This is a genomic window from Pseudomonas sp. A-B-19 (genome assembly GCF_019947515.1).
GTDB lineage: Bacteria > Pseudomonadota > Gammaproteobacteria > Pseudomonadales > Pseudomonadaceae > Aquipseudomonas.
The window spans coordinates 23,348-48,211 of the sequence record NZ_JAGYGN010000009.1 but is presented as its reverse complement, the minus strand read 5'-3'; the positions used below and the strand labels follow the sequence as shown (position 1 = coordinate 48,211).

Genomic DNA, 24,864 nt, shown 5'->3' with positions numbered 1-24,864 from the left:
GTTGCCAGAAGAGGTCAATAGCTCTTCTCCTGGCAAAACTCACCAGTCCTGCAACAGTTCCAGGGCACGATCAAAGTCGAACAACTCTATCTGTTCCGCGACCAGAACCAGATGCTTGGCCAAGGCCCGATCGAGTGACAGATTGCGCAGCTCGGTAAGCGCGTCCATGGCTGCCGTGTCGCTTTCGGCCAACAGACCTTTGAGCCTGTTCAACTGCTCGCTCAACTCCGAGCCATCCTGCAAGCCCTTCCCCATCGATGCCGGGGCGTTTGCGCTCAGGTCAGCCAGGGCGGCCAAGGTCGGCAGCAGGCAACGCTCGACCTTTGTCGCCAGCTCTTGCACCACCATAGCGGGCTCGCCGTTCTGGCAGGCCAGCTCCAGCACAGCGGCGGCCTGCGCCACGGCCCTGGCACCGATGTTGCCGGCCGTGCCGCGCAGGCTGTGGGCCACACGTCCGGCCGCGCTAACATCCGAGTCGGCCAGTGCGGCCTGGAATTGCTCGGCAAAACCTGTCTGAGTGTCGCGAAACTTGCAGAGCAGGCGCAGATAGAGTTCTCGCCGGCCCATGCAGGTCGCTAGGCCGGCAACCATATCAATGCCCTCAAGACGATCCGGCAGCCCATCTGACAGGCCTACATTTGGCGATGCTGGAGCGGCCTGTGGCCTGATCCATTTTGCCAGTGTGGCGAACATGTCATCGACATTGAGTGGCTTGGATACATGGTCGTTCATGCCACTGCTCAGGGCTCGCTCGCGATCACCGTCCATGGCGTTGGCGGTCATGGCGATCACCGGCAAAGCATTAAAGCGCGGCTGTTGGCGAATCCGCTGGGTGGCGGTGTAGCCGTCCATCACCGGCATTTGGCAATCCATCAGCACGCCGTCGAAGTTGCCGTCCTCGGTCAGGATGTCCAGGGCCTCTTGGCCGTGCCTGGCCAGTCGCAGCTGTATTCCGACACTCTCCAGCAGCTCGCAGGCTAGTTCCTGATTCAGCTCGTTGTCTTCTACCAGCAACAGCCGGGCTCCATTCAGGCTGGCTACGGTGCTGGCATTCTGTTGGGAGCGTTCGCCGGCCCGAGTATCGCCCTGCGGGCCTTTACCCAGCACCATACCGATGGCTTCGAGCAAAGAGGACGGTGTTACTGGCTTGGTCAGCACCACCGGCAACTGGATGCCCTGGCGCTCGGCTTCCTCGCGTGCCTCTTCGCGGCCAAAGGCGGTGACCATGATGACCGACGGCGTATGCATCAGGCTGGCGGAATGCATTCTACTCACGGTTTCGATGCCATCCATGCCGGGCATCCGCCAGTCCATCAGCACTAGATCGTAGGGCAGCACCTTATGCTCGGCATCGGCCAGAATGTGCAGCGCCAGGCTACCATTCTCCGCGACATCCACCTCCAGGCCGAAGCTGCGCGCCATGCCCGAGAGGATTTCACGAGCACTAGCGTTGTCGTCCACCACTAGCACCCGCATACCCAGCAGTTCGTCGGCCTTGAACATGCGACGCGGCTGAACGCCTTGCTGCACGCCAATGCGTACCTGGAAATGGAACGTGGAGCCGACCCCCGGCTCGCTCTCAACCCAAATGTGGCCGTCCATCAGCTCCACCAACTTCTTCGAGATGGACAAGCCCAGCCCGGTGCCACCGTACTTGCGCGTGGTCGAGCTGTCGGCCTGACTAAACGACTGAAACATGCGCGAACACTGCTCGACGGTCATGCCGATGCCAGTGTCGCGTATCCAGAAGTGCAGCTGCACGCGCTCCTCGTGTGTGCCAACTTCTTCCACGCCGACCACAATCTCGCCGCGCTCGGTGAATTTGGCAGCGTTGTTGCCCAGGTTGATCAGCACTTGACCCAGGCGCAAGGGGTCTCCGAGCAGTGCGGTGGGTAACTCAGGCTGGGTCTGGAACAACAACTCCAGGCCCTTGTCCTCGGTCTTAAGGCCGATCATGGCAGCGAAGCTGTCGAGTACGTCCTCCAGGTGGAAGGGGATTTGTTCGAGGTTCATCCTGCCGGCCTCGATCTTGGAGAAGTCGAGGATGTCGTTAATGATCCCCAGCAGGCTCTCCGCCGAGCGGTACACTTTTTCAATGTAGTTGCGTTGGCGATTATCCAGTTCGGTACGCAGCGCCAAGTGGCTCATGCCGATGATGGCGTTCATTGGCGTGCGGATCTCATGGCTCATGTTGGCGAGGAACTCGCTCTTGGCCTGGGTCGCGTCCTCGGCCGCCGACCTGGCCTCTGCCAGGGCAGTCACGTCGATGTTGATGCCGGTTGCACGCAATGGCTTGCCATCAGGCGTGCGTGAGAATCGGTTGAGCGATTTGAACGTGCGCACCAGCCCATCGTTTTGCCGCACGATGCGGAAGTCGAACTCGACGCGATCATCGCCACTTTGAACTGCGCTTTCGAACGTACTAGTGATACGCGCCACGTCATCGGGATGCACCAACGCCTTCCAGTGCTCCAGAGTGCCACCGAATCCGCCAGGCTCAAGCCCGAACAGTGCTTCGAGCTGTGGCGTCCAATAGTTTTTACCGCTGACCAGGTCAACGTCGAATAGACCGATGTCACCGGCCTCTTGCGCCAGATTCAGACGATCGCTGGCAGTACGTAGCTTGACCTCCATCGCCCTGCGCTCACTCACGTCGCGCACCGAGGCACAAACGCAGACGCCACGTCCCTCCAAGCGGGGCAGACGGGACAGGCCAATTTCCACGGAGAACAGGCTGCCGTCCTTGCGCACGCCGTGCAGGTCATTCAAATCGCCGCCCATCTGCCGGGTTCCGCCGCTGGCAATGAACCCGTCACGTAACCTAGCATGCCGATCGCGGGCAGCCTGCGGCACCAGACGCTCAATGCTGGCACCGATCAGTTCGCCGTGCTCATAGCCAAACAGAGTGTCCATTTGCGGATTGGTCATCAGGATGTGTCCGTCGGCACCCAGCACCAGCATGCCGTCCGGTGCCGCCTCGATAATGCCGCGGTACCACGCCTCGGTGGCGCGCAGTGCCGCCTGCTGGGCCTCCAGCTCCCTGGCCTGGTGTTCCAGTTGCAAGGTTTGGGCTCCCATCTCGTCAGCCTGACGGCGAGTTTCCTGCAGCAGCGCCTGGGCCGCCTCGCTGCGTTCCATAATGGCCATGGCTCCGGCCAGCCTTGGTAGCACTTCCTGCAGCAGCAACGTCTCGTTCTCTTCCAATGGGCGAAAGCCGGCCATTTCCATAACCCCGAGCAGACGCTCGCCACGCAGCACAGGCTGAACCAGCAGATGGCTGGCGGGGGCTTCACCCAACTGTGTGCGCACACGCCAGAACTGCTCAGGCAGATCCTTGAGCTGGCGGGGTTGGCGGTCCAGTGCACACTGGCCAAGTAGCCCTTCACCGAGCTCGAGCTCCGCGCGCAGTGGGTGCTCACTGTCCACTGCATAACCACCCAGCAATTGCAGGCGTGGCGCGCCTTCATAGAGAACGTACAGCGCCCCCTGGTACATGCCCAACTGTGGCGCGATGCGACAAAGAAAAGCCTGGGCCAACTGCTGCGGCGTCTCGGCCTGTTGCAGATCCACTTGCAGGAGCGAGGCGTGGGCTTTGACCCAGCGCTGGCGCTCAAGTTGACAAGCCTCCAGTTGCAGCGTGGCGATGGCGCGCGCCAGGTCGCCGGTTTCGTTGCGAAGGTCGGTGTGAGGGATCTGACCGTCCAACTTGCCGGATGCCAGCTCGTCAACCGCCGCGCGTACGCGGTTCAGCGGCACACGGATGGAGTGGCTGACCAGCCAGGTCAACAGCAAGGCCAACGTCGAACCGCCCAGCAACAACACATAAGTGATCGTGCTGCTGCGCTGCGCATACTCGGCCAGATTCTTCGCCGTATCGTGGATGTCGGCTTCCTTGTTTTTCTCTATCTGGATGAGCAGACCGTCGCTTTCCTCCTCCAGCGCGAGAAATTCGTTACTGTTGAGCAGCGTCAGGGCTTGCCCGAGGGAGCCCTTGCCGGCCAGCTCCAACGCTTCATCGCCGTTTTTTTGCAGGCGCTGCAATACCACCTCGAACTCCAACAAGCTGGTCAAGCTGCTCTGTCGCCGCAGCGTTGGACGAACCTGCTCCAGGGCCTCGTGCAGACGCTTCTGGGCGACGTCCATCTGGGCCCTGGCGCTGATGCGGATGTCCGCGTTGCTGGTAGCGACCGCGCGTTGCAGTGCCAACAACAGATGCGGCAGCTGCACCCGAACCTCCTGCACATGCTGGATACCGACCAGATCCTGCTGGTACAACTGCTGCATTTCGTACCTGAGCGAATACTGGGTGCGCAGGCTTTGCACGCCCAGCATCAGGATCAATACCAGTAACGCGGCGAAGCCGATGATCAATTTACTGCGCAGGGACAGGCGCTCGAGCAGCTCGAACAGTCTGTTCATATACCGCCTCGTTTAGCTTGGTGTGCCGAATGATGCAAAGGGCTCAGGGCTGCCCAGCGATCTGCTCAAATGAGGCCAACTGCCTGGCCATGTCCTGGTCGCTGTCGGCGAACCGCTCGGCAATTTCCCGGAACCGCTCGGCATTGGCCAGAAAGGCGTCGCAGATGTCCGGGTCGAAATGCGAACCGCGGCCTTCGCGGATAATCTCCACCGCCTGCACATGGGGCATACCGGGCTTGTACACGCGGCGGCTGATCAGCGCATCGTAGACATCTGCCACGGCCATCAAACGGGCGCTGATGGGGATGTCGTCGGTGGCCAACCCTTGCGGATAGCCACTGCCATCCCATTTTTCCTGGTGGCTGTAGGCGATTTCCTTGGCCAGATGAAGGAAGTCGACGCCTATCCCCAACTGATCCTCGGCATGCTGGATGGCATCGCGCCCCAATGTCGTGTGGGTCTTCATGATCTCGAACTCTTGCGGGGTGAGGCGTCCCGGCTTGAGCAGGATGCGATCGGGAATGCCGATCTTGCCGATATCGTGCAGCGGTGCTGACTTGAACAGCAGCTTGATGGTTTCCTCGTCGAGGAAGTGGCGGAAGCGTGGATGCTCGCGCAGCAGTTCGGCCAGCAGTTCGATGTAGTGCTGGGTACGGCGAATGTGGTTGCCGGTTTCGTTGTCGCGGGTTTCAGCCAGCGATGCCATGGCATGGATGGTGACGTCCTGAATGGCGGTCACCTCGCGGGTACGGCGCTGCACCTCCTGCTCCAGAAACTCGTTCTTGTCGCGCAGGAAATCCGCAGCGGCCTTGACCTTGATCTGGGTCTCGACCCTGGCCATGAGCACCGGGGGGATGATCGGTTTGGTGATGTAGTCCGCAGCGCCCAGGCTCAGGCCACGAATCTCGTCCTCGGTGGCAGTCATGGAGGTAAGGAAGATGATCGGAATATGGCGAGTGCGGGTGTCAACTTTGAGCTGCTCGGCAACGTCGTAGCCGGACAGGCCCGGCATCATGATGTCCAGCAGGATCAGGTCGGGAAGTGGGTCGCCCTGGAGAACACGCAACGCTTTCTCACCGCTATTGGCTGCCTTGACCCGATATCTGTCCTTGAGTAACTCGGCGATCAACATCAGGTTGTCGGGGGTGTCGTCGACCACCAGAACGGTGGCTGATGGATAAACGCCCTGAATGCTATCCATAGATGTTGGCTCCCTTGCCTGATAATTAAGGAGCGGACGCACCTACGCCATTCCCTTGCTGGCAAGCGTAGCTAGAAAAATCTGAATCGCTAGGGGAAAGTCGGAGGCTTTTGGGTGTCCGCTTCTGGCCGATTCTGTTGAAAAAGGCGCCCCGGCCAAATGGGCAGTGCATTGAGTGGTGAAAACGTCATTTTTGTACGCTGCTACGTAAAATCCGAGCCCTGATGCTTCTGCGTGTAATGCAGATTTCAATCTCAGACGCGTTCTTTTCTGACCCGAAAACCGACGCCGACTTTTTCAACACAATCGGCCGATTTCTGCCTGTCGCAACCGGCAGCTATGGGTAGTTCACTGCCAATCATGGTTACGAAACGTGCTGGTCAGATCGAATGCAAACGGGTGGTCAACTGGAGTGCAGTATTCCAATTGGTATTCCAACTAAAAATAAAATTAGATATTAATGTTATAAATCAACAATTTACTAAACGGATTCAAATTACCCCGGCTCAATAATTTGCTTATCAAGCACCTCCCGCAGCTCAGTCAACCAACACAACGCGTGATGTGTTTGACCGACTGATACCCAGCCAATCCCCACGGTCCCAGTTCACGACCTATGCCGCTGCCCTTGGTGCCACCCCAGGACGTTTCGACGAACACCGTCTGAATAGAGTTGATCCAGACATGGCCGGCCTCCAGGGCCTGGGCGACGCGCTCAGCGCGGACCAGGTCGGCGCTGATGACGGTGGCAACCAGACCGAAGCGACTGTCGTTGGCCAGGGCCAAAGCGTCTTCCTCCCTGGAAAAGCGATGGGTACACAACACTGGGCCAAAAATCTCTTCGGTCCACAGGCGACTGACAACGGGCACGTCCGCATAAATCGTTGGATTGACGAACCAGCCGGGACCACGCTGCACGTCGCCTCCGGTCACACACTGCAATCCTTCGTCGCGGGCGATGTCGAAATACTCCGATACTTTGGACCACTGCGCCTGGCTGGTGATTGGTCCCATATCGACTTCGCCGTTTAACGGATTGCCGACCCTTAGTTTTTCGAAGGCGCTCTTCAAGCGTTGGACCAACGCATCGGCGATGCTGTCCTGTACCAGCAATCGCGAGGTCGCTGAACACATTTGCCCGGCGTTCCAGCAGATACCGGCGACGATCCATTCAGCGGCCTGGTCCAGGTCGCAATCGTCAAACACGAGGATGGCAGACTTGCCTCCCAGCTCCAGGGTGACAGGCCGACAATGGGCGGCCGAGCTACGCATTACCTGAACACCAACCGCGTTGCTGCCAGTAAATGACAGCTTGTCGATGCCCGGATGATTGTTGAGTGCTGCGCCGACTTCGGCTTTACCGCCAACAATATTCAAAACGCCAACAGGCAGGCCCAGAGCGTCCGCGATATGGCCGTAGGCCTGTTCGATCAACGGGGTGATTTCTGATGGTTTGAGCACCACAGTACAACCGGCGGCCAGTGCCGGCGCAAGCTTCCAGGCACTGGTTACCAACGGGAAGTTCCACGGCACGATCAAGCCGACCACGCCCACCGGTTCAAACCGCGTGTGGGCACTGAAATCAGGTGCCGATAACAACACATCACGATTCTGCTGGCCGTCCAGTTTTTCAGCCAGGGCTGCGTAATACCGGAATGTAGCGACGGCGTCATCGATATCCACAACAGCTTCACGATGGGGTTTGCCATTGTTTTGCATTTGCAGAGCGATCAGTGTTTCGCGACGCGCTTCAAGCTGCTCGGCAAAACCTTTCAAGTATCCTGCTCGTTGCGCCGCACTGAGGTTGCGCCATCCGGGAAACGCCTGGCGTGCGGCGGCGATGGCCTGATCGACTTGCGCGACACTTGCTGCAGCCAGCTCGGCAAAGGGTTGCCCCAATGCTGGATCGTAGACGGTGATGCAGTCGACACCTTCGCCTGCTACCCAGCGTCCACCGATGTAGTGAACAGCAGTCATGTTTGTACTCCCTGAAGAACGCCTTGCATGGCGTTCAACTGAGCCTCCAGACCTTCGCGCAAGCCACTCCCGCGCCGGGCGATAAACACCAGTTGCACAGCGAGTTCCGGTGCTTGCCCATTGGTCATGGTGAACTGGCTGCGACTGCCCACATGTTGCAACCAGAAGGGTCGGTCGTTGCCTTGCAAATGCACCAGGCCCTTGAGCCGGAACAGGTCCCTGGGTAGTTGCGCCAACCAGTCGCGCAACGCCTTGGCGGGCAGCGGTTGACGACTTTTCCACACCCAGCTTTCAAACAGCTGGTCATGGCGCGGCAATACCGGGCTCAAGCCGTTACGTTCGCCGCGCTCGCCCAGCAGCAGGGCGTCCGGCACCATCGCTTGCACCGTGCTCAGCACCCGCGCCTGCCCACCGATCTCGGCGCGCAGAGCTGCCAATTCGGCCGCGTTGACCAGGTCGGACTTATTCAACAGCACCAGGTCTGCACAGGCCACCTGGGCGCGAGACAGCCGCGCAAACTCCCCCTCGAGCGCCCGGTAACCGGTGGCGTCTACCAGGGTGATCACCGTGTCCAGGTGCAACTGTGCCTTGAGCTGTGGATAACCCAGGGTTTGCACGATGCGTTGCGGATCGGAAACCCCGCTGCATTCGATGATTATCCGGTCCAGGCGTGGGCGCATTTGCGTCAGGCTCACCAGTTGCGCCAACAGGTCTTCCTGCACGGTGCAGCAGATGCAACCATTCTGCAGGCTGACCACCTGGTCGGTGACCTCGGCAATGATCACGGCATCGATGTTCAGCTCGCCAAAATCATTCACGATTACCGCCATGCGCCCGTACTGCGACTGCCGGACCATGCGGTTGAGCAGGGTTGTCTTGCCGGCCCCGAGGAATCCGGCGGCCACCGTTACCGCTATGCTCGCGGCGTTCATTCGATCACCGGAGGCAAGCCTTGCCACACCGCTTGCAGCGAGGTGTCGGCAAATGTGCCGAGGCGGTCGTACACCGGACGCCCTTCGACAAATGTCAGTTGCACCTGGGTCTGGTGGATGTAATTACGCGCAGGGGCGGCAAACAGATCGCGGTCGAGCACGATCAGGTCGGCGGACTTGCCCACTTGCAGGCTGCCGGTGGAGTGTTCCAGACCCATGGCATGGGCGCCGTTGAGTGTCGCCACCTGCAGCGCCTGTTCCAGGGTGATCGGCTCGCCGAAGCACTCCGGTTCCTGGTTCCACGGGTTCTGTCGGGTGACCATGGTTTCCAGGGCCAGCCACGGGTCGATCGACGCCACCGGCCAGTCGGTGCCCATCACCGCCAGGCCGCCTTCGGCCAGCACGCCTTTGAAATCGTAGATGCGCCTCAGACGTTCTTTGCCGTAACCACTTCGGGCGCCACTGGCGAACGGTGTCGGGTACCAGGCAGCCGGGGAAAATTCCGCGATCACGTTCAGTGCCTTGAAGCGCTTGAGGTTGCCCGGGTGCAGCAAGGTGCTGTGGGCACACTGGTGACGAATGCCGCTGTCACCGTTGATCCGCCGCGCTTCGGCGACTGCATCGAGGAACACATCGGACGCGCCGTCGCCTGTGCAGTGGGCGATCACCCGCAGGCCGCGACGATCCATGTCCACCACCATGTCGGTGATGTGTTCCGGGGTCAGGTTGAGCTTGCCACGCCAGGTGGAGTTGGCTTCCCACGGGGTCATCAGGTACGAGGACTTGGGCTCCACGGTGCCGTCGAAGTGGAACTTCACCGCATTGGCATTCAGACGGGCGCTGCGGTAGTAGTGCCGCTCCCCGCCGAGCAATTCCCAGCGCCGGCGTACCGGGAAAATATCGTCCTGCCAACTGATGGCGGCTTCTACCCGCAAGGTCAGTTCGCCGGCGTTGTCCAGTTCCTTGAGCGCTTCCAGGCGCCGCTCGCAGACATGTACGTACTTGGTCGCCGTCACACCACGGGAGCTTTGGAAATGCACGCCATCACGATAGGCACGGCGCAACACCTCGACCGGGGTTGGTGGCATGGCCGCGTGGATCAGTGCGTAGGCACCGTCGATCAGCAGTCCTGTGGGCTCGCCGGTAAGTTCGTCGCGCTCCATATAGCCATTGCGCGGATCAGAGGTCTGGCGGTCGATGCCGGCCAATTCCAGGGCTTTGGAGTTGACCATCATGGTGCCCCACATGCGGTCCAACAGGGCTACCGGACGGTCCGGCATGATGCTGTCGAGCCAGTCGCGGCCGGGTGTCAACCCTGCTTCGCGGAAGGTGTAGCGCACCCAGTACTGGCCATAGATCCAACCGTTGCCCGGGTGGTTGTCAGCGTAGGCGTGGATCGACGCGGCCAGTTGCTCCGGGGTCGGGTCTTCGATGCCCACGTCCAGGTCATCGCTGTAGCGAGGGGTCAGCGCGAGGTCGGGGTGGGTGTGCATGTCGTGCAGGCCGGGCATGCAGAACGCGCCTTGCAGGTCGTGCTGGCGGGTGTGCGGGCCGATCAGGCCCTGCAACTCGGAGACGTTGCCCACGGCGATCAGGCGCCCGTCGCGAATGGCCACGGCCTCGGCCCATGGCTGGGCCGGGTCGAGGGTATAGAGGCGACCGTTGTGCAGTACCAGGTCGGCGTGAGGGCTGACAGCGGAGTGGGTGGAATTGAATTGGTCGGAAACAGTCACGGGATAAACCTCTTGAATCAGCGATTGGCCCGCAGACCTTCAACAAACCCGGCAATGCGCTGGCAGGCGTCCTTGAGTGTGTCATCGGCGACGGTAAAGGAAATTCGCACAAAGCCCTCGGCGCTGGCGCCAAAGGCCTGAGCATCGAGCACCGAGACGCCGGTGGCGTGGAACAGCTGCCAGGCGAAATCCATACTGGTCAGCCCGGTGCGGCGTACATCCACCAGCATGAACATCCCTGCCTGAGGCACGCGGCAGTCCAGGTCGGTGATCGCGCTCAAGCCTTTTACCACCAGGTCACGACGCCGGCGATACACCGCCCGCGCATCGCTGACCACCGCATCGTCGACTTCCAAAGCCTTGATCGCAGCTTCCTGGATAAACCCCGGCAGGCCGTAAAGCATGCACAGCAGCAGGTTATCCAGATGGCCGACCAGGGTTTTCGGCCCCACCATCCAGCCCACACGCCAGCCGGTCATAGCGTGTGTTTTCGACAGGCTGTTGAGCACCACGGTGCGCTCGGCCATGCCCGGTAGCGAGGCGATGCTCAGGTGCTCATGGTCGTAGGTAATCTGCCCGTAGACTTCATCGGAGATCACCCACAAGTCGTATTGGCGCGCCACGTCGGCGACCATTTCCAGCTCCTCGCGGCTGTACACGTTGCCGGTGGGGTTGCACGGTGTGGCCAGGGCAATGCCACGGGTCTTGTCGGTGATCGCCCCTTCCAGCGCGGCGCGGGTCAAGCGAAAGCCGTTGGCCGCCGGTTGCTCGATGGTAGTGATGCGCGCACCGGAGGCGTGGATGCAGGCCTCGTAGGTCAGGTACATTGGCTCCGGCACCAGCACTTCATCACCATGGCTGAACAGGCACAGCGAGGCGGCGAACAAACCGTTCTGCGCTCCGGCCACCAGGGCGACGTTATCGGCGTGCACCGCAATGCCTTGTAGCCGGCTTTGCTTGGCGGCGATTGCTTCGCGTAGGGCCGGACGGCCGAGCACGTGGGTGTAGTGGGTGTCGCCGGCGCGCAGGGCGTCTACAGCGGCTTCGCAAATCACGCTGTCGGTAGCGAAGTCCGGATCGCCCACGCTGAGCACAATCACGTCCTCGCCACGGCCCCGGGCCTCGACGGCCGCGTAGTGAATATCCCAGGCGCTGACGGACTCGCCGCTAATGCGTTCGACAAACGGGGAATAACGCATCTTTGTACTCCTAAAGCCAAAAATTGATTCAAGCCCGGCGCTGCGGGACGTTGCCCCAGCGCGAGAAGCCGTGTTCGATCAGGAAAGCCAACACGATGTAGATCAGCGCCACCGCTAGCAGCGGCTCATACACGCGCAGGGTCTGTGCGCGCACCAGATTGGCGGCGCCCAACAGGTCGGTCACTGCCACGGTGGACGCCAGCGCGGTCGCCTTGAGCAGCAACACCGTCTCGCCCACCAGGGTCGGCTTTACCAGTTCCAGGGCCCGCGGCAGCCAGACCCGACGCAACACCATCAGGCGTTTCATACCAAAGGCGCGGGCCGCTTCCAGCTCACCACGGGGCACTGCCCGCAATGCACCGCGCAGCACTTCGCCGACGTAGGCGCCGACACATAAAATCAGCGCCAAGGTCACGTACCAGAAGCCTTCACGCAAATACGGCCATAAAAAGCTGCCGCGAATCAGCGGGTAGCTAGCGAACACACTGCCCACGCCGTAGTACAGGATGTAGATCTGCACCAGCAGCGGCGTGCCGCGAAACACCGCGGTGTAGGCGCGCAACGGTGCGCTGATCAACGGGTTGGACGACAACCGTCCCAGCGCCACCAGTACCGCCAATAGAAAGCCGAAGACACCGGACAGGGCGAGTAATTTCAAGGTGATGCCCAGGCCGTGCAGCAACTCGTCAGCAAAACTGTTGATCCATGAAAAATCCATCGGCTGCGCTCCTTAGTGCTGTGGCATCCAGCGGTTGATTCGTCGCTCGAGCACCCGAAAGGCGCCGTTGGAAACCAGCGTGATGATGAAATACATCGCTGCCACGGCCAGGTAGAACACCAGGTAGTGCTTGGTGGAACCGGCGGCCTGCTTGCCCACCGAGAGCAATTCGCTGTAGCCGACGATGCTGATCAACGCACTGTCCTTGACGAGCACCAGCCACAGGTTCGACAGGCCGGCCATGGCAAACGGCAACATGGTTGGCAGCAACACCCGCCGCACCAGCAGCCAGCGCTCAATACCAAAGGCCCGCGCCGCTTCCAGTTGCCCGACGGGAATCGCCTGGATCGCGCCGCGAATGATCTCCGCCGAATAGGCGCCCTGGACGATGCCCAGCACCAGCACAGCGGCGATAAAGCCGTTGACTGTCACGCTATCGCGCCCCATCGCGGCCATTGCCATGTTCAGCAGGTCGGTGCCGGCGTAATACAGCAGGAGAATAAGCAGCAACTCCGGGACCGCGCGGTACAGCGTGGTGTAGAAGTTGGCCAGACGCACCATCCAGCGTGGGCCCTTGAGTTTGATCAGGGCCACCAGAAGGCCGATGCCCAGGCCCAGCACAAAAGCCCCGGCGGAGATCTGTAAGGTCACCACCGATCCCTGGAGCAAGGCGTTGAGCCAGCCGTTGGCGACGAACAGCTGGGTGAGTTCGGACAAAGAAATCATGAGGCTTTCCGTTGGACGTTTACTGCGCGGAAATATCGACGCTGAAATAGCGGCTGCGGATTTTGTCGTAAGTGCCGTCGGCCTTCATCGCCGCCAGCGCAGTGTTGAGTTGCTGCCTGAGGTTATCGTCACCCTTGCGCACCGCGGCACCGATGCCTGAACCGAACAGCGGGTCTTTCGGCGCCAGACCTTTGTCGGCCAGACCGCTGCCGGCTGCGGACTTGATCAGCGGCTCGATTGTCAGGGCATCGGCCAGCATCACGTCAATCCGCCCGCTTTGCAGGTCGGCGGTCATGTCGTCCTGAGTGTTGTAGTAGCGCAAGGTCGATCCCTTGGAGTAATAGACCTTGAGGTAGGTGGCGTTGGAGGTCGAGCCTTGCACACCGATCAACTTGCCCTTGAGGCCTTCGGGTGTAGTGACCAGCTCCATGCTCTTGTCGGCGACCCACATGGCCGGGGTCTGATAGTACGGAGCGGTGAAGTCGATGACCTTTTGCCGTTCTTCCGTGATGCTCAGGGAGTTGAGAATCACGTCAATCTGGCTCGACTGCAGGGCCGGGATCAGTCCGTCCCAGGACACTTCCTTGAGCGGGCATTGGGCTTGCAGCCGCTGGCATAGAGCCTGGATCAGGTCCGGTTCAAAACCGCTCCAGGCGCCGTTGCCGGCTTTCTCGGAAAACGGCGGATAGGGTTCCAGGGCGATGCCGAAGACAATTTTTTCGGCAGCCGTGGCGTGGTTGGCGAGTATCGAGAACAGGCAGCCTGCGGCGAGGGTCTTGATCAGCTTTTGCATGGGATTACCCTATTTGAGTTGTTGTTCGGGGCAGTTTTTTGGGGAGATCAAACTCGATTGTCTTGGGCCATGACAAACTGGCGGCAGCGCTCGCTATGAGGATTCTGGAATACCTGTTGCGCAGTCCCTTCTTCCTCTACCAAGCCTTGGTGCAGGAACATGACCTTGCTCGACACATCGCGAGCGAAGGCCATTTCGTGTGTGACGAGGATCATGGTGCGGCCCTCCTCGGCGATGCCCTGGATTACCTTCAACACCTCACTCACCCGTTCAGGGTCAAGGGCCGAGGTCGGTTCATCCATCAACAACACTCGAGGCCGCATGGCCAGAGCACGGGCGATGGCAACGCGCTGCTGTTGGCCGCCCGAGAGAAAAGCGGGGAAAGCATCGCGTTTATCGGCCAGACCAACTTTTTCCAGCAGATGTTCGCCGTGAGCGATGGCGTCTTTGCGGTCTTCGCCAAGCACATACACCGGCGCTTCGATCACGTTTTCCAGCACCGTTCGGTGCGGCCACAGATTGAAACTCTGAAACACCATGCTCAATTGGGTGCGCAGACGGGCCACCTGGTCAGGGTCAGCGACCTGCGGGTTGCCGGCACGATCCTGCTTCAGGCGTACTTCCTCGCCATTGATACGCAAGCTGCCGCTACACGGAATTTCCAACAGGTTGATGCAGCGCAGCAGGGTGCTCTTGCCCGAGCCGCTGGCGCCGATCAGCGACACCACTTCACCTTCGTTGGCACGCAAGGAGATCCCCTTGAGAACATGGTGCGCGGCGTAGCGTTTGTGCAGAGCATCGATGGCGACCACAGGGGTGATGGAGTTGGGCTGCGCTTGCAAGGGTGATCCCTCTTGTTTTTGTAAAGTGAGCGGCGTTTCGGGGGGCCGTGACAGGAGCCGAGAATAGCTACTGGCACTTTTGGGTCAATCGCGCATTTTTCGCCCTATCTTGAAATTTAATTCAACAGTCCTACCGCAAACGTGGGGGGCTCATGACTATATCTGGCGACTGATTAAAGCTATGGTGCGCAAAAATACCCGCCGGTAAACACCTATGCGCTACCCCTCGATGACCGCATTGCGGGCCCTGGATGCGGTGGCTCGGCTGGGCAGCGTATCTGACGCTGCCAAAGAGCTGAACCTGACCCCCAGCGCCATCAGTCACCAGATAAAAAGCCTGGAACAGATATTGGGCTTTGCCTTAACAGAGCGCACCGGGCGCAGTATTCGCATCACTTGGCAGGGCGAGCGCTATGCCCGAGACATCCACCTGCTGCTGGCCAATATCCTCGAGGCCGGCCAGCGGTTTGACGGCCAACAGGTCAGTGGGCGTTTGTGCATCAGCAGCCCGGCGGGGTTCGCCACCTACTGGCTGTGTACGCATATCGCTGACTTTCAGTTGTTGTATCCGCTGGTGGATTTGCATTTGATTTCACCGCGGACCCCGTATGACACGAGCGACCAGCACGCCGATCTGTTTATCGCATATGGAATGGGCGACTGGCCGAACCAACACGTGCAGAAAATCGTCTCTCTGCGCTATTTTCCGGTGTGCAGCCCGAGGCTGGCCAACACCCTGGGTGGCCTGAAGACTCCGAAAGACCTGGCGGGTGCGCCGTTGCTGCACATGATCGACTACTCCGACTGGCGGGTGTGGCTCGCCGCCACTGGGGAGCCAAATGTCGACGTGCAGCGCGGCATTGTGTTTGCCGACGCGCATTTCGTTCAGTCGGCGTGCATTGCCAGCCAAGGCATTGCCATGGGCGACAATCTGATCAGCGGCGAGGCGCTGGCCAAGGGTTGGCTGGTGCGGCCGTTCGAAACCGAGATCGAGTCCAATCGCGGGTATTACCTGGTAGCTGATCATCAGAAGGTCGACCGGCCGGTGGTACAGGCGTTTGGGGAGTGGGTGAAGTTGCAGTTGGGGGGCGGGCTTTAGCGCCACCGCCATCCGTGAATTTTTTTTGCGGATATACCCGATTTTTTTCGATTGTTAGCCCCCGCCAATCGCCCTATGTTTCTGCTTATCAACTCAGAATAATTAAAAGAGGAATGAGCAATGACCACCTGTGCCCAGTCGCTGGTTCGCCTGCTGGAAGGTTATGGCGTAGACACGGTCTTCGGCATCCCGGGGGTGCATACCGTCGAACTGTATCGTGGCCTGCATGGCAGCCGCCTGCGCCATATCAGTCCGCGCCACGAGCAAGGCGCTGGTTTCATGGCTGACGGGTACGCCCGGGCAAGTGGCAAGCCCGGCGTTTGTTTCATCATCACCGGGCCAGGCATGACCAACATACTGACCGCCATGGGTCAGGCCTACGCCGACTCGGTGCCGATGCTGGTGATTTCTACTACCAACCGCCGGGAGCAATTGCGCCTGGGTCATGGACATCTGCATGAACTGGCGGACCAGCGGGCGATGGTCGCCGGCGTCTGCGCGTTCAGCCACACCCTGCAATCGCCCGGGCAACTGCCGGAAGTGCTGGCCCGGGCCTTCGCCATTTTCAAATGCGCGCGCCCGCGTCCGGTGCATCTGGAAATCCCGCTGGATGTGCTGGAGATGCCCGCCGTCGACCTCAACCTGATGCCCCGTAGCCTGCCGGGCGCCCCGGCTCCGGCACCGGCGTCGCTGGCGGCGGCACTCAAGCTGCTGAACGAAGCGCGACGGCCGTTAATCCTGGCAGGAGGTGGTGCTCGGGAGTGCGCTCAGGTATTGCAGCAACTGGCCGAGCGCTTGCAGGCTCCGGTCGCACTGACCACCAATGCGCGAGGCCTGTTGCCGATGGATCACCCACTGCTCTTGGACGGCGTGCAGTCATCGCAACATGGCCGCTCGCTGTTCGACGAAGCTGATGTGATCCTTGCTGTCGGCACGGAGCTGGGTGAAACCGACTATGACTTTTTCGGCCTGGGGCCGTTGAAATTCAAGGCCCCGCTGATTCGCCTGGACATCGACCCAATGCAAGTCATGGGCGTGCAGCGGGCCCATGTCGGTCTGGTGGGCGACGCCCGTGAAGGCTTGCTGGCGCTGCTTGAACAGGTCAATCCGCAGGCCATGTCCGGCAGTTGGGCGCAGGACAGTGTGCAGCGCGTCAACCAGATTGAACGCGACAGCTGGAATGCCAGGCAGCAGGGCTTGCAAGGCTTGCTCGACCTGCTGCGCGACAGTCTGGGGAACCCGCTGATCGTAGGTGATTCGACCCAACCTGTGTATCAGGGCGCGGTGGGTTACCGGGCATCGTCCGCCAACAGCTGGTTCAATGCAGGTACTGGCTACGGCACGCTCGGCTACGGCCTTCCAGCGGCGATCGGCGCCAAACTGGCCAAGCCCGAGCGCCCGGTGGTCGCACTGGTGGGCGACGGCGGAATGCAGTTCTCTTGTGCCGAGCTGATCGCCGCTCACGAGGCCGGCGCAGGAGTGATCATGGTGCTTTGGAATAACCAGTGTTACGGCGAGATTCGCGATTACATGCAAGCGCGAGAAATCGAGCCACTGGGTGTCGACATCTTGCCTCCAGACTTCGCCGCCATGGCGCGCAGTTTTCATGTCGCCCATCACCGCGTCGACAATGCCCAAGACTTGCGCGGCCTGTTGCGGGAACTCGCCACCACCAAGCTGCCGGTGATGATTGAATTGGACGCTGTGCGCTACCTGGAAAACGTTTGACTCTCACCGGGGTCTGATTCACATCAACGGTCGCCTGCTAACATTCGCTAAAACGAAATGATGCGGCCCCTACTACGGCTATCCGCCTGATTGCCTGAACCACCGGCGGACGGCCCTTACCGGTAATGATCTGTCTGACCAGCCCAAGCTGATGCTCCTGGCTCGTCGTTAAGATCATCACCCCAAGCACTGGACGCAAAGGACCCCGGCCGACCAATTGAGACACCAACGAAGCCCGCCCAGTGCGGGCTTCGCTGTATCTGGAGTCCCATAGGCTGTTGTGGATTAATCTTGATCCCGAACTCCAGCCGCCATATCCACTCTCCCTCGAAATCCCGAACCGCTTGACCGACACGTGGAACGATTGACCTATTGGCAGGCGAAAATTGGGCTCACGCCAACGATCAGTACTTGATGTCCCGGGCCGTACGACGGGTATCCTGCTTGGTGCTGCGCTTGTCCTGGCGACAGTCTGCATTGCTCTTGTCATTGCCCTTTCTACAATCATCCTTGGTTTGCCGGGCAGTGGAGCGACCTTCCTGCCTGGTATCGCGAGCTTCACGCCGTTGTTGACCCTGCTCGGTCGCGTAGGCGGGTAGCGTCACCCACTGCACGCCAGTGGCGATGAGAAGCGTCGCCAGGGCTTTCAAATAGTGCTTGCGAATCATGATTTTTCTCCAAAGCCATATCGCTCAGTCGCTTCGTTCGCTCCCCCCAGGCATTCCGCGAAAACGTGAATAACATCGTACGCTCACAACTCACAAAAGCACTTTGTGGCAGGTAAAATCTGACGATAGGGTTACATGGGCAGTCGCGCGATGCCGCTATGCGCACAGTCGTCCCTAAAACTGCCACCTCCTCGGAAAAGCCCATGCGCCAAGCCCTCCTGATCATCGACGTACAACCCGGCTTCGCCCCGCCGCAATGGCTGATCGACGGTATCCAGAAGCTGATCGGCACCCTGCCCAGTGTCGCCACGGTCGAGCGCCATGACGAATCCATAACCCCCTTCGAAAAACAGCTCGGATGGCACCCCGCGCCGGACGATGACAGCCTGATCCCGGCCGACCGCATTTTTATCAAACACGGCTACGCGCCCACTCCGGAAACCATCGACTACCTGAAAAGCCTCAACGTCGAGCGCGTGCTGGTGTGCGGCCTGCAGACCGAAACCTGCTGCCTGGCGGCGGGGTTTGCGCTGTTTGATGCGGGTTTGCAGCCGACGTTGATCACGGATTTGACGATGGGGTCTTCACTGGACCGGACGGGTGGGTTGGGGGTCAGGCTTTGGGAGCATCATTTCAAGCACACGGTGAAATTGGCGGACTTGTAAGCTGTTGTGCTTACGCAAAAAGCCGTCGTTTCACTCGAACAATTCATCTAGTTCTTCAAGCGTTGGCAGTGCTGCCCGAATCACAGAAAGCTCACAATCCAAAGCGCACAAAACTCGGGCATACGCGACCATCGCAACGGTGGGTGTCCCCTTTTCCACGGCAATAACTTTCTGTCGCGGCAACCCGGAAAGCTCGGCAACTCTTGTTTGCGTCAGTCCGAGACTCTTACGCTTTTCACGTATTTGGTGCCCTAGGCGGGATAGCAGAAGAGATTGATCCATGTTCGGTTACCGTGACATTGGTGATCGAATGTATTGCATACCGGACATTACTGCGAATCGTTTTGACCCCGCATCCAAGCGGTTACTTATCTCGATGTCTTCCTCACGTCCTAGGACATTTCCCGCAAAACGCGTCGCCTTTCATGAACTGGCGGACGCTGCACCTCACAGATAGCCTTTAGAGGTCGCTGCAGATCAGCGACCAGTTTTGACAGACTGAAAACCGGGGCAGCTCCTATGAATAGACCAGGACCTCCATCATGAAAAAAACAGCCCCAAATCCACCCGACTCGACTACGGAAGCACCCGACTTTTCCCAACTCTCCAAAGCCACTGAGCCCGCCATCAGCGCCCGCCTGCGCAATCCCAATCACCTAGACCCGGTCAGCGACGTCTTCACGATCCGCCCCAACATCGACACACCGTCCCTGCTCACCCACGCCAGCGAAACCCTCGCCTCGCTCAACGTCATGAGCACGGACCTTGCCTGCGAGCTTGAGAGTTCGCGTCGCAACATCGCCCTGGCGATCCAGCAACTGGCCGTGCTGGCGCAATTGCTGGTGAACCGGGCACTGGACAACATCGCGCCACTCGACGAAGTTGAGGCGTGAAATGAAGGCCTGCCTGACGGCAGGCCATTACCGGGCCGCACACAAAAAATCTGACACTCTCAGGTCGTCCAACTCCAGAGCCGCGCTCATCAAGCACGCAGACGCCTAACCCCAACCCCCACCAATATCCCCAACACAATCGACACCAACGGCACCGCTCCCACCCAGGTCAGCGTCGGAAACACCAACAAAATCTGCGAGTCATTTCCGCCGAGCATCATCGATGCACCGGTCCCCATCAACACGCCCGCGAGCAAATGCCTGGCCGCTGTCGTCGCTGCAAACCGCTGATAGTTGAACGTACGGCGATGCAACGTGTAACAGAGCATGCCCAGCATCAGCATGGCGAACACCGTCACACGCGGGGTAGTCAATGATGTGTCGCCGGAGCCCCGGATCAGTTGCGAGAGATCGTAGAAAAACACGCTGGGCGTCCACAGCGGTTCGAAGGTGTAGAGGGCACTGGTCAGGGCACCCAGCAGCAGGCTCGACAGCACCAGGTGTTTGTCGCCGTGAACCCGGATCAGGAACAGCAAAATCAGCAGCACGATGCCAATGACCAGCCAGTAATGACGGCTGGTGATCATCGGCATTTGCAGCGCCCGGTGTTCGGGCAGCATGTTCAGGTGATGCCACAGTACGATGCCCAGCACCCAGCCGAAGATGGTGAAGACCTTGTTGAGGTTGCCGCTGGCGAGTTTGGTGAGGGTGCCGACGCTGCATCCGTCGTTGAGCACCGAGGCGAGGCCGAACAGCAGCCCGCCACCGACCAGTGACAGATAGCCGACGTCAGGGATGAACAGCGGCTGACTGACGCCAGACAAGGCGTAGAACGGTGCCAGCAACAGACCGAACAAACCACAGCTGACCAGTGACACGAACAGGGTCGGCCGGCGCTTGAGCAACAGCCCGATGGCATTGACCAGGCACATGCCCATTCGCTGAGAGACCCAGCCGATGAGGAACGCCAGCAGCAGCGAAATCAGCAATGAAAACACGGGCCTCCCTGTTTCCGGGTGATGGCATCGAGTCGATGCCTGACAGACAGATTAGTCGCTGGGTTAACCGAGCAGAACGAGCGCGATTTCCAGCGGTTCCAGCAAGCCTGCCGCAAGGGCCGTTTGCGTGCCCGGCCGGAAGCGGACTTTGCCGCGGATCATTTGCCGTAGCAGTGTCGCAAGCTCTGGTACGGGGCTTTGAGCGAGATGAATTTTTCTTCACTCCACGGTTCCGTTTACTGCCTGTACATTGCACTCGCTCATTCAAGAAACTATGGTTTGCCCGCCCTCCCGCGGGCTTTTTTTTGGTTCTTCACGCAATTCCGGGAAACACCGATAACGCAATACCTGTAGGAGCCGGCTTGCCGACGATGGACTCAAGTACGCCGCGTTTATCCGGTTCACACGCGTTATCGTTAACGACCTTCGCTGCGATGCGGCGACCCGACAAGCCAGCTCCTACAGGTTTCCTCGGGCAACAAAAAACCCGCAACCCTTTCGAGGTGCGGGTTTTTCAGTTCAACGCCAACTCAATTCACTGGTTGAGTCTGAGTCGCCGCCACAGGTTGTTGCGCTTTGGAGAGCACCGGCTGTTCCAGCCTCGCTCGCCCGTAGAACGCCAGCGCCGTCAGCAAGCACGCCAGCCACACGAAGATCCCGGCCCAGAAGGTGTGGGACATGTAGTGCCACCCTTGCAATACCCGCGTTGTGCCGTAGATGAAACCGAGGGTCAGCGAGCCGTACATGATCGCTTTGGAATAGCGCCAGCGATAACGGCGAGCCACGAAGTACAAGGCCAGCATGGTGAAACCGCCCGATGCATGTCCGCCTGGCCAGCAGCGCCCCTCACCGGCGACTTTCAGCAAGTCGAAGTTTTCATACCACTCAACGTGCTCCATTTTGCCGCCGTATTGAGTCGTCTCGATCGGGCAATACACGCTGGTGTGGCCCTTGAGGTAGTGAATGACCCCGGTGCTGATGGAAAACGCGAACACCACGTAGAGAAAGTCGCGACGGTGCCGGGTGGCAAAGCGCAGCACCGGTGCGACTTTGATTTTTTCCAGGAATGCGATGATTTTCGAGTGTTTTTCGGCCTTCAGGCGTGGCCAGAGAAACGACAGCAAGGCACCGATGATTGCAATTTCACCGGTCCAGTTGGGAATGATCCGCGCCCATTTATGGGTGATTTTTTCGAACAGATGGACATGGTCCAACGGGTACGTCTGCGTTACCGGATCAAAAAAGTAATTGTTGAAGGCGATGTCGATGCTGGTCATGTCGAACATCAGAAACACCGCGACCGCGCAGGCCAGCGGAATACCGAAGTTCACCCAGTAAAAGCGGTAGCGAGAAGCGGTCAACATTGTGAATCCTGATTCAAAAAGAGGAGGGAACAACTCAATGAGTGCTCACCGAGCTCCAGTCGGAAGCGTCGATGAAACCAAGCAAGCGCGGAGTCTGCGGGGTTTCGGCGGAAATAAACAGTGAAGCGCCATAACCCAGGGTCGAAGGCGGTAACTTGAGGTCTTTTTCCATTTGCTCCATGCACTCGCTGTGGGTCACCAGAACCAGGTTACGCCCGGCCACTTTATGCGCAAGCGCGTCGCGCAGCATGGTGCCCTTGCAAATGATCAGCCAGTCTTCCCCTGTGCCAACCTTGTTGAACATGAAGTTGGCGGTCTGTGCCGTGCGCAGGATCGGGCTATTGTAGATATCGGCGTTGTCCAGGCCAAGGTGTTTGAATTGTGCCCCGAGGCTCTGGGCAACACTGCGAGAGCGCTCGGTAATGCCATCGTTGCCGACCAGGCAAGGCGCCGAGGAGTGATCGCAACGCTCGACGTGGCGCACCAGCACGATCATGTCGCCGTTGGCCCATCCCTTCATCAAAGCCTGCGCTCCGGCCACATTGCCGTGAGCCAGGTCCGGCGCGGTGGCCGGGCGCAGCAAAAACACGGTCAGCGGGATGACCAGCAGTGCCGAGGCCAGCACCACCGCCGCGTTGCGATAGCGGGCGAAGCGGGTCAGATCGATCGAGCGTTTTATCCCGAAAAGACTCAGTCTTAATTCCACATCAAGCCGCCTCGCCGGCACGTATCACCTCATTAGATCACGGGAAGTTAATGAAACGTGCGTTGCCTGCAGGTGAAAGACATGTGAAAAAAAGCTTAAAACGCTGCAAAAACCTTGTTACAGAATCCGCCGCACAAAAACCTTTCAGCTCCCGGAAATGCTGCCGATACATCCTGCTTACACAGCTTGGCGGCCCCCAAAAAAAACAATCTTCCAGCCAACCGACGAAAAAGAAGCACTGCGTTCCTGGAGGAATTTGATGAATAGCTGGTTCGGCAACATCAGCGTGAACCTGAAACTGGGCCTGGGATTTGGCCTGGTCCTGGCACTGACCTGCATCCTTGCCCTGACCGGCTGGACCAGCCTGGGCGGGTTGATCGACCGTAGCAACTGGATGAGCGACATCACCCAGCTCAACGCCGGCCTGACCAGGCTGCGTGTGGTTCGCCTGCAATACATGCTCACCAACGGCGACGAAACCGCCGCGCAGAGCGTGCAGACCACCCTCGATGCCTTCTCGGCCCAGCAGCAAGCCCTGCTGGCGAAGTTCAAGAGCCCGGAAAACCTCAAGCTGCTCCGGGAGCAAGGCGCCGTCATCGACGCCTACAAGACGTCCCTGGGCAAGATGCGCAGCGCCTATCGCGCCGGCAACAGCGCGCGCGACACCATGAGTGCCAATGCCGAAACCGCCAACACGCTGATCAATGACATCAATACCCGTGTGCAACAAATGCCGCTGAGCGACCAGCGCTTCGAACGGTTCCAGGCCATTACGGCGGCCAAGGAAGCATTCCTGCTAGCCCGCTACGAAGTGCGCGGCTACACCGCCAGCACCGATGCCGAGACCGAACAAAAAGCCGTCGGTCAACTGGACGCCGCCATTGCCAGCCTGAAACCGCTGAATGCGCATTTCGCCGATTCGCAGCAAGACGCCCTGCGTCAGCTGGAAACGGCGCTGGGCAACTATCGCGGTGCCTTGCAGGCCTACAAGGCCGCCAGCAATGACGCGGTGCAAGCGCGCAAGGAAATGACCGACCAGGGTGCCGCCATCGTGGCCCAGAGCGATCAGTTGTATCAGGTCCAGCTCGACCGCCGGGACGCCGAAAGCGCCCAGGCACGCACCCTGCAACTGATCAGCACATTGCTGGCGTTGCTGGTGGGCATCATTGCCGCCGTGGTCATCACTCGCCAGATCACCCGCCCACTGCGCGAAACCCTGGCGGTGGTCGATCGCATCGCCAGCGGTGACCTGTCCCGGAACGTGGTGGTCAGCCGTCGCGATGAACTCGGCGTGTTGCAGCAAGGCATTGCGCGCATGGGCGTGACGTTGTGCGACTTGATCAGCGGCATCCGCGACGGCGTGACCCAGATCGCCAGCGCCGCCGAAGAGCTGTCGGCTGTGACCGAACAGACCAGTGCCGGGGTCAACAGCCAGAAGGTCGAGACCGATCAGGTCGCCACCGCCATGCACGAGATGACCGCCACCGTGCAGGAAGTCGCGCGCAACGCCGAACAAGCCTCGCAAGCCGCCGCGGCGGCGGATGGCGAAGCCCGTGAAGGTGACAAAGTGGTCAACGAAGCCATCGCCCAGATCGAGCGTCTGGCCAGCGAAGTGGTACGTTCCACCGAGGCCATGAGCGTGCTGCAACGGGAAAGCGACAAGATCGGCAGCGTCATGGACGTGATAAAGGCCGTGGCCGAGCAGACCAACCTGCTGGCGCTCAATGCCGCCATCGAAGCGGCCCGTGCCGGTGAAGCCGGTCGTGGTTTTGCGGTGGTGGCCGACGAGGTCCGCGGCCTGGCTCAGCGCACGCAGAAATCCACCGAGGAAATTGAAGGCCTGGTGGCCGGCTTGCAGAACGGCACGCAACAAGTGTCGGCGGTGATGAACAACAGCCGCACCCTCACCGACAGCAGCGTGGCCCTGACCCGCAAGGCCGGCGAGTCACTGGAGAACATCACCCGCACGGTGTCCAACATCCAGTCGATGAACCAGCAGATCGCCGCCGCTGCCGAACAGCAAAGCGCCGTGGCCGAAGAGATCAGCCGCAGCATCATCAACGTGCGCGACGTGTCCGAACAGACTGCTGCTGCGAGTGATGAAACGGCTGCGTCGAGTGTTGAACTGGCGCGGCTGGGGAATCAGTTGCAGATGATGGTGAGTCACTTCAGGGTCTAGGTCGAACACGTCAGCGAGTTGCCA

21 protein-coding genes and 1 pseudogene are annotated in these 24,864 nt (G+C 60.0%); 7 read left to right on the top strand and 15 right to left on the bottom strand.

Going from position 1 to position 24,864, the window contains the following annotated elements; genetic code table 11:
* Positions 1–39: 39 nt before the first annotated feature.
* From KGA81_RS12460 to KGA81_RS12415, 10 genes are all read right to left on the bottom strand, one after another.
* The gene (locus tag KGA81_RS12460) at positions 40–4,419 is read right to left on the bottom strand and encodes a response regulator (RefSeq protein WP_223546140.1); all 4,380 of its coding nucleotides are present in this window, start codon (positions 4,417–4,419) and stop codon (positions 40–42) included.
* 43 nt (positions 4,420–4,462) lie between these two features.
* Entirely contained in the window at positions 4,463–5,620 is a 1,158-nt protein-coding gene (locus KGA81_RS12455) for an HD-GYP domain-containing protein (RefSeq protein ID WP_223546138.1), read from the bottom strand.
* A 543-nt stretch (positions 5,621–6,163) separates the two neighbouring features.
* The gene (locus tag KGA81_RS12450; protein ID WP_223546136.1) at positions 6,164–7,597 is read right to left on the bottom strand and encodes an aldehyde dehydrogenase family protein; all 1,434 of its coding nucleotides are present in this window, start codon (positions 7,595–7,597) and stop codon (positions 6,164–6,166) included.
* Positions 7,594–8,529 (bottom strand): CobW family GTP-binding protein, encoded by a 936-nt coding sequence (locus tag KGA81_RS12445; RefSeq protein ID WP_223546134.1) that lies wholly within the window; start codon positions 8,527–8,529, stop codon positions 7,594–7,596. The genes KGA81_RS12450 and KGA81_RS12445 overlap by 4 nt, the downstream gene beginning before the upstream one ends.
* Positions 8,526–10,262: an amidohydrolase gene (locus tag KGA81_RS12440; protein WP_223546132.1), complete on the bottom strand. Its 1,737-nt coding sequence runs from the start codon at positions 10,260–10,262 to the stop codon at positions 8,526–8,528. Before KGA81_RS12440 ends, KGA81_RS12445 begins: the two co-directional genes overlap by 4 nt.
* A gap of 17 nt (positions 10,263–10,279) precedes the next feature.
* Entirely contained in the window at positions 10,280–11,461 is a 1,182-nt protein-coding gene (locus tag KGA81_RS12435) for a pyridoxal phosphate-dependent aminotransferase (RefSeq protein ID WP_223546130.1), read from the bottom strand.
* 28 nt (positions 11,462–11,489) lie between these two features.
* Entirely contained in the window at positions 11,490–12,179 is a 690-nt protein-coding gene (locus KGA81_RS12430; RefSeq protein ID WP_223546128.1) for an ABC transporter permease, read from the bottom strand.
* Positions 12,180–12,191: 12 nt separating this feature from the next.
* The gene (locus KGA81_RS12425; protein ID WP_223546126.1) at positions 12,192–12,905 is read right to left on the bottom strand and encodes an ABC transporter permease; all 714 of its coding nucleotides are present in this window, start codon (positions 12,903–12,905) and stop codon (positions 12,192–12,194) included.
* Positions 12,906–12,924: 19 nt separating this feature from the next.
* Positions 12,925–13,698, bottom strand: a complete 774-nt coding sequence (locus KGA81_RS12420; protein ID WP_223546125.1) for a transporter substrate-binding domain-containing protein — start codon at positions 13,696–13,698, stop codon at positions 12,925–12,927.
* Between the two features lie 47 nt (positions 13,699–13,745).
* Positions 13,746–14,540 (bottom strand): ABC transporter ATP-binding protein, encoded by a 795-nt coding sequence (locus KGA81_RS12415; RefSeq protein ID WP_411736552.1) that lies wholly within the window; start codon positions 14,538–14,540, stop codon positions 13,746–13,748.
* Between the two features lie 214 nt (positions 14,541–14,754).
* On the opposite strand from KGA81_RS12415, the gene KGA81_RS12410 reads away from it, so the two are divergent.
* Positions 14,755–15,639 carry a LysR substrate-binding domain-containing protein gene (locus KGA81_RS12410; protein ID WP_223546123.1) on the top strand — a complete coding sequence of 295 codons (885 nt, stop codon included), beginning with the start codon at positions 14,755–14,757 and terminating at the stop codon, positions 15,637–15,639.
* 120 nt (positions 15,640–15,759) lie between these two features.
* A complete protein-coding gene (locus KGA81_RS12405) occupies positions 15,760–17,367 on the top strand; it encodes a 5-guanidino-2-oxopentanoate decarboxylase (RefSeq protein ID WP_223546120.1) in 1,608 nt (535 codons plus the stop codon).
* A gap of 404 nt (positions 17,368–17,771) precedes the next feature.
* On the opposite strand, the gene KGA81_RS12400 is transcribed toward KGA81_RS12405, so the two are convergent.
* Positions 17,772–18,035: a hypothetical protein gene (locus KGA81_RS12400; RefSeq protein ID WP_223458483.1), complete on the bottom strand. Its 264-nt coding sequence runs from the start codon at positions 18,033–18,035 to the stop codon at positions 17,772–17,774.
* Between the two features lie 203 nt (positions 18,036–18,238).
* On the opposite strand from KGA81_RS12400, the gene KGA81_RS12395 reads away from it, so the two are divergent.
* Positions 18,239–18,700, top strand: coding sequence for an isochorismatase family protein (locus KGA81_RS12395; RefSeq protein ID WP_223546118.1), 462 nt, complete (start codon positions 18,239–18,241; stop codon positions 18,698–18,700).
* A 30-nt stretch (positions 18,701–18,730) separates the two neighbouring features.
* On the opposite strand, the gene KGA81_RS12390 is transcribed toward KGA81_RS12395, so the two are convergent.
* Positions 18,731–18,982: a helix-turn-helix domain-containing protein gene (locus KGA81_RS12390; protein ID WP_223546116.1), complete on the bottom strand. Its 252-nt coding sequence runs from the start codon at positions 18,980–18,982 to the stop codon at positions 18,731–18,733.
* A gap of 260 nt (positions 18,983–19,242) precedes the next feature.
* Between KGA81_RS12390 and KGA81_RS12385 the strand changes: the two genes are divergently transcribed.
* Positions 19,243–19,593, top strand: a complete 351-nt coding sequence (locus tag KGA81_RS12385) for a DUF6124 family protein (RefSeq protein ID WP_223546114.1) — start codon at positions 19,243–19,245, stop codon at positions 19,591–19,593.
* Between the two features lie 89 nt (positions 19,594–19,682).
* Here KGA81_RS12385 and KGA81_RS12380 read toward each other — a convergent pair whose 3' ends face one another.
* From KGA81_RS12380 to KGA81_RS12370, 3 genes are all read right to left on the bottom strand, one after another.
* Positions 19,683–20,591, bottom strand: a complete 909-nt coding sequence (locus KGA81_RS12380) for a YeeE/YedE thiosulfate transporter family protein (RefSeq protein WP_223546112.1) — start codon at positions 20,589–20,591, stop codon at positions 19,683–19,685.
* Between the two features lie 530 nt (positions 20,592–21,121).
* On the bottom strand, positions 21,122–21,955 hold the full coding sequence (locus KGA81_RS12375) for a phosphatase PAP2 family protein (protein WP_223546110.1): 834 nt from the start codon (positions 21,953–21,955) through the stop codon (positions 21,122–21,124).
* Between the two features lie 34 nt (positions 21,956–21,989).
* The gene (locus KGA81_RS12370; RefSeq protein WP_223546108.1) at positions 21,990–22,661 is read right to left on the bottom strand and encodes a histidine phosphatase family protein; all 672 of its coding nucleotides are present in this window, start codon (positions 22,659–22,661) and stop codon (positions 21,990–21,992) included.
* Positions 22,662–22,711: 50 nt separating this feature from the next.
* Between KGA81_RS12370 and KGA81_RS12365 the strand changes: the two genes are divergently transcribed.
* The 3 genes and pseudogenes from KGA81_RS12365 to KGA81_RS30200 all read left to right on the top strand — a co-directional run bounded on the left by KGA81_RS12365 (position 22,712) and on the right by KGA81_RS30200 (position 24,840).
* On the top strand, positions 22,712–22,921 hold the full coding sequence (locus tag KGA81_RS12365) for a hypothetical protein (RefSeq protein ID WP_223546106.1): 210 nt from the start codon (positions 22,712–22,714) through the stop codon (positions 22,919–22,921).
* A pseudogene (locus KGA81_RS30205) lies at positions 22,921–23,970 on the top strand (methyl-accepting chemotaxis protein); the annotation flags it as partial. The gene KGA81_RS12365 and the pseudogene KGA81_RS30205, both read left to right, overlap by 1 nt.
* Before the next feature lie 6 nt (positions 23,971–23,976).
* Positions 23,977–24,840 carry a methyl-accepting chemotaxis protein gene (locus tag KGA81_RS30200; RefSeq protein ID WP_411736553.1) on the top strand — a complete coding sequence of 288 codons (864 nt, stop codon included), beginning with the start codon at positions 23,977–23,979 and terminating at the stop codon, positions 24,838–24,840.
* Positions 24,841–24,864 lie beyond the last annotated feature (24 nt).

What these genes read in the sequence shown, in the direction of transcription:
- KGA81_RS12460 (WP_223546140.1), bottom strand. Translation starts at nt 4,419, where the DNA reads ATGAACAGACTGTTCGAGCTGCTCGAGCGCCTGTCCCTGCGCAGTAAA.
- KGA81_RS12455 (WP_223546138.1), bottom strand. Translation starts at nt 5,620, where the DNA reads ATGGATAGCATTCAGGGCGTTTATCCATCAGCCACCGTTCTGGTGGTC.
- KGA81_RS12450 (WP_223546136.1), bottom strand. Translation starts at nt 7,597, where the DNA reads ATGACTGCTGTTCACTACATCGGTGGACGCTGGGTAGCAGGCGAAGGT.
- KGA81_RS12445 (WP_223546134.1), bottom strand. Translation starts at nt 8,529, where the DNA reads ATGAACGCCGCGAGCATAGCGGTAACGGTGGCCGCCGGATTCCTCGGG.
- KGA81_RS12435 (WP_223546130.1), bottom strand. Translation starts at nt 11,461, where the DNA reads ATGCGTTATTCCCCGTTTGTCGAACGCATTAGCGGCGAGTCCGTCAGC.
- KGA81_RS12430 (WP_223546128.1), bottom strand. Translation starts at nt 12,179, where the DNA reads ATGGATTTTTCATGGATCAACAGTTTTGCTGACGAGTTGCTGCACGGC.
- KGA81_RS12425 (WP_223546126.1), bottom strand. Translation starts at nt 12,905, where the DNA reads ATGATTTCTTTGTCCGAACTCACCCAGCTGTTCGTCGCCAACGGCTGG.
- KGA81_RS12420 (WP_223546125.1), bottom strand. Translation starts at nt 13,698, where the DNA reads ATGCAAAAGCTGATCAAGACCCTCGCCGCAGGCTGCCTGTTCTCGATA.
- KGA81_RS12410 (WP_223546123.1), top strand. Translation starts at nt 14,755, where the DNA reads ATGCGCTACCCCTCGATGACCGCATTGCGGGCCCTGGATGCGGTGGCT.
- KGA81_RS12405 (WP_223546120.1), top strand. Translation starts at nt 15,760, where the DNA reads ATGACCACCTGTGCCCAGTCGCTGGTTCGCCTGCTGGAAGGTTATGGC.
- KGA81_RS12400 (WP_223458483.1), bottom strand. Translation starts at nt 18,035, where the DNA reads ATGATTCGCAAGCACTATTTGAAAGCCCTGGCGACGCTTCTCATCGCC.
- KGA81_RS12395 (WP_223546118.1), top strand. Translation starts at nt 18,239, where the DNA reads ATGCGCCAAGCCCTCCTGATCATCGACGTACAACCCGGCTTCGCCCCG.
- KGA81_RS12390 (WP_223546116.1), bottom strand. Translation starts at nt 18,982, where the DNA reads ATGGATCAATCTCTTCTGCTATCCCGCCTAGGGCACCAAATACGTGAA.
- KGA81_RS12385 (WP_223546114.1), top strand. Translation starts at nt 19,243, where the DNA reads ATGAAAAAAACAGCCCCAAATCCACCCGACTCGACTACGGAAGCACCC.
- KGA81_RS12375 (WP_223546110.1), bottom strand. Translation starts at nt 21,955, where the DNA reads ATGTTGACCGCTTCTCGCTACCGCTTTTACTGGGTGAACTTCGGTATT.
- KGA81_RS12365 (WP_223546106.1), top strand. Translation starts at nt 22,712, where the DNA reads ATGAAACGTGCGTTGCCTGCAGGTGAAAGACATGTGAAAAAAAGCTTA.
- KGA81_RS30200 (WP_411736553.1), top strand. Translation starts at nt 23,977, where the DNA reads ATGGGCGTGACGTTGTGCGACTTGATCAGCGGCATCCGCGACGGCGTG.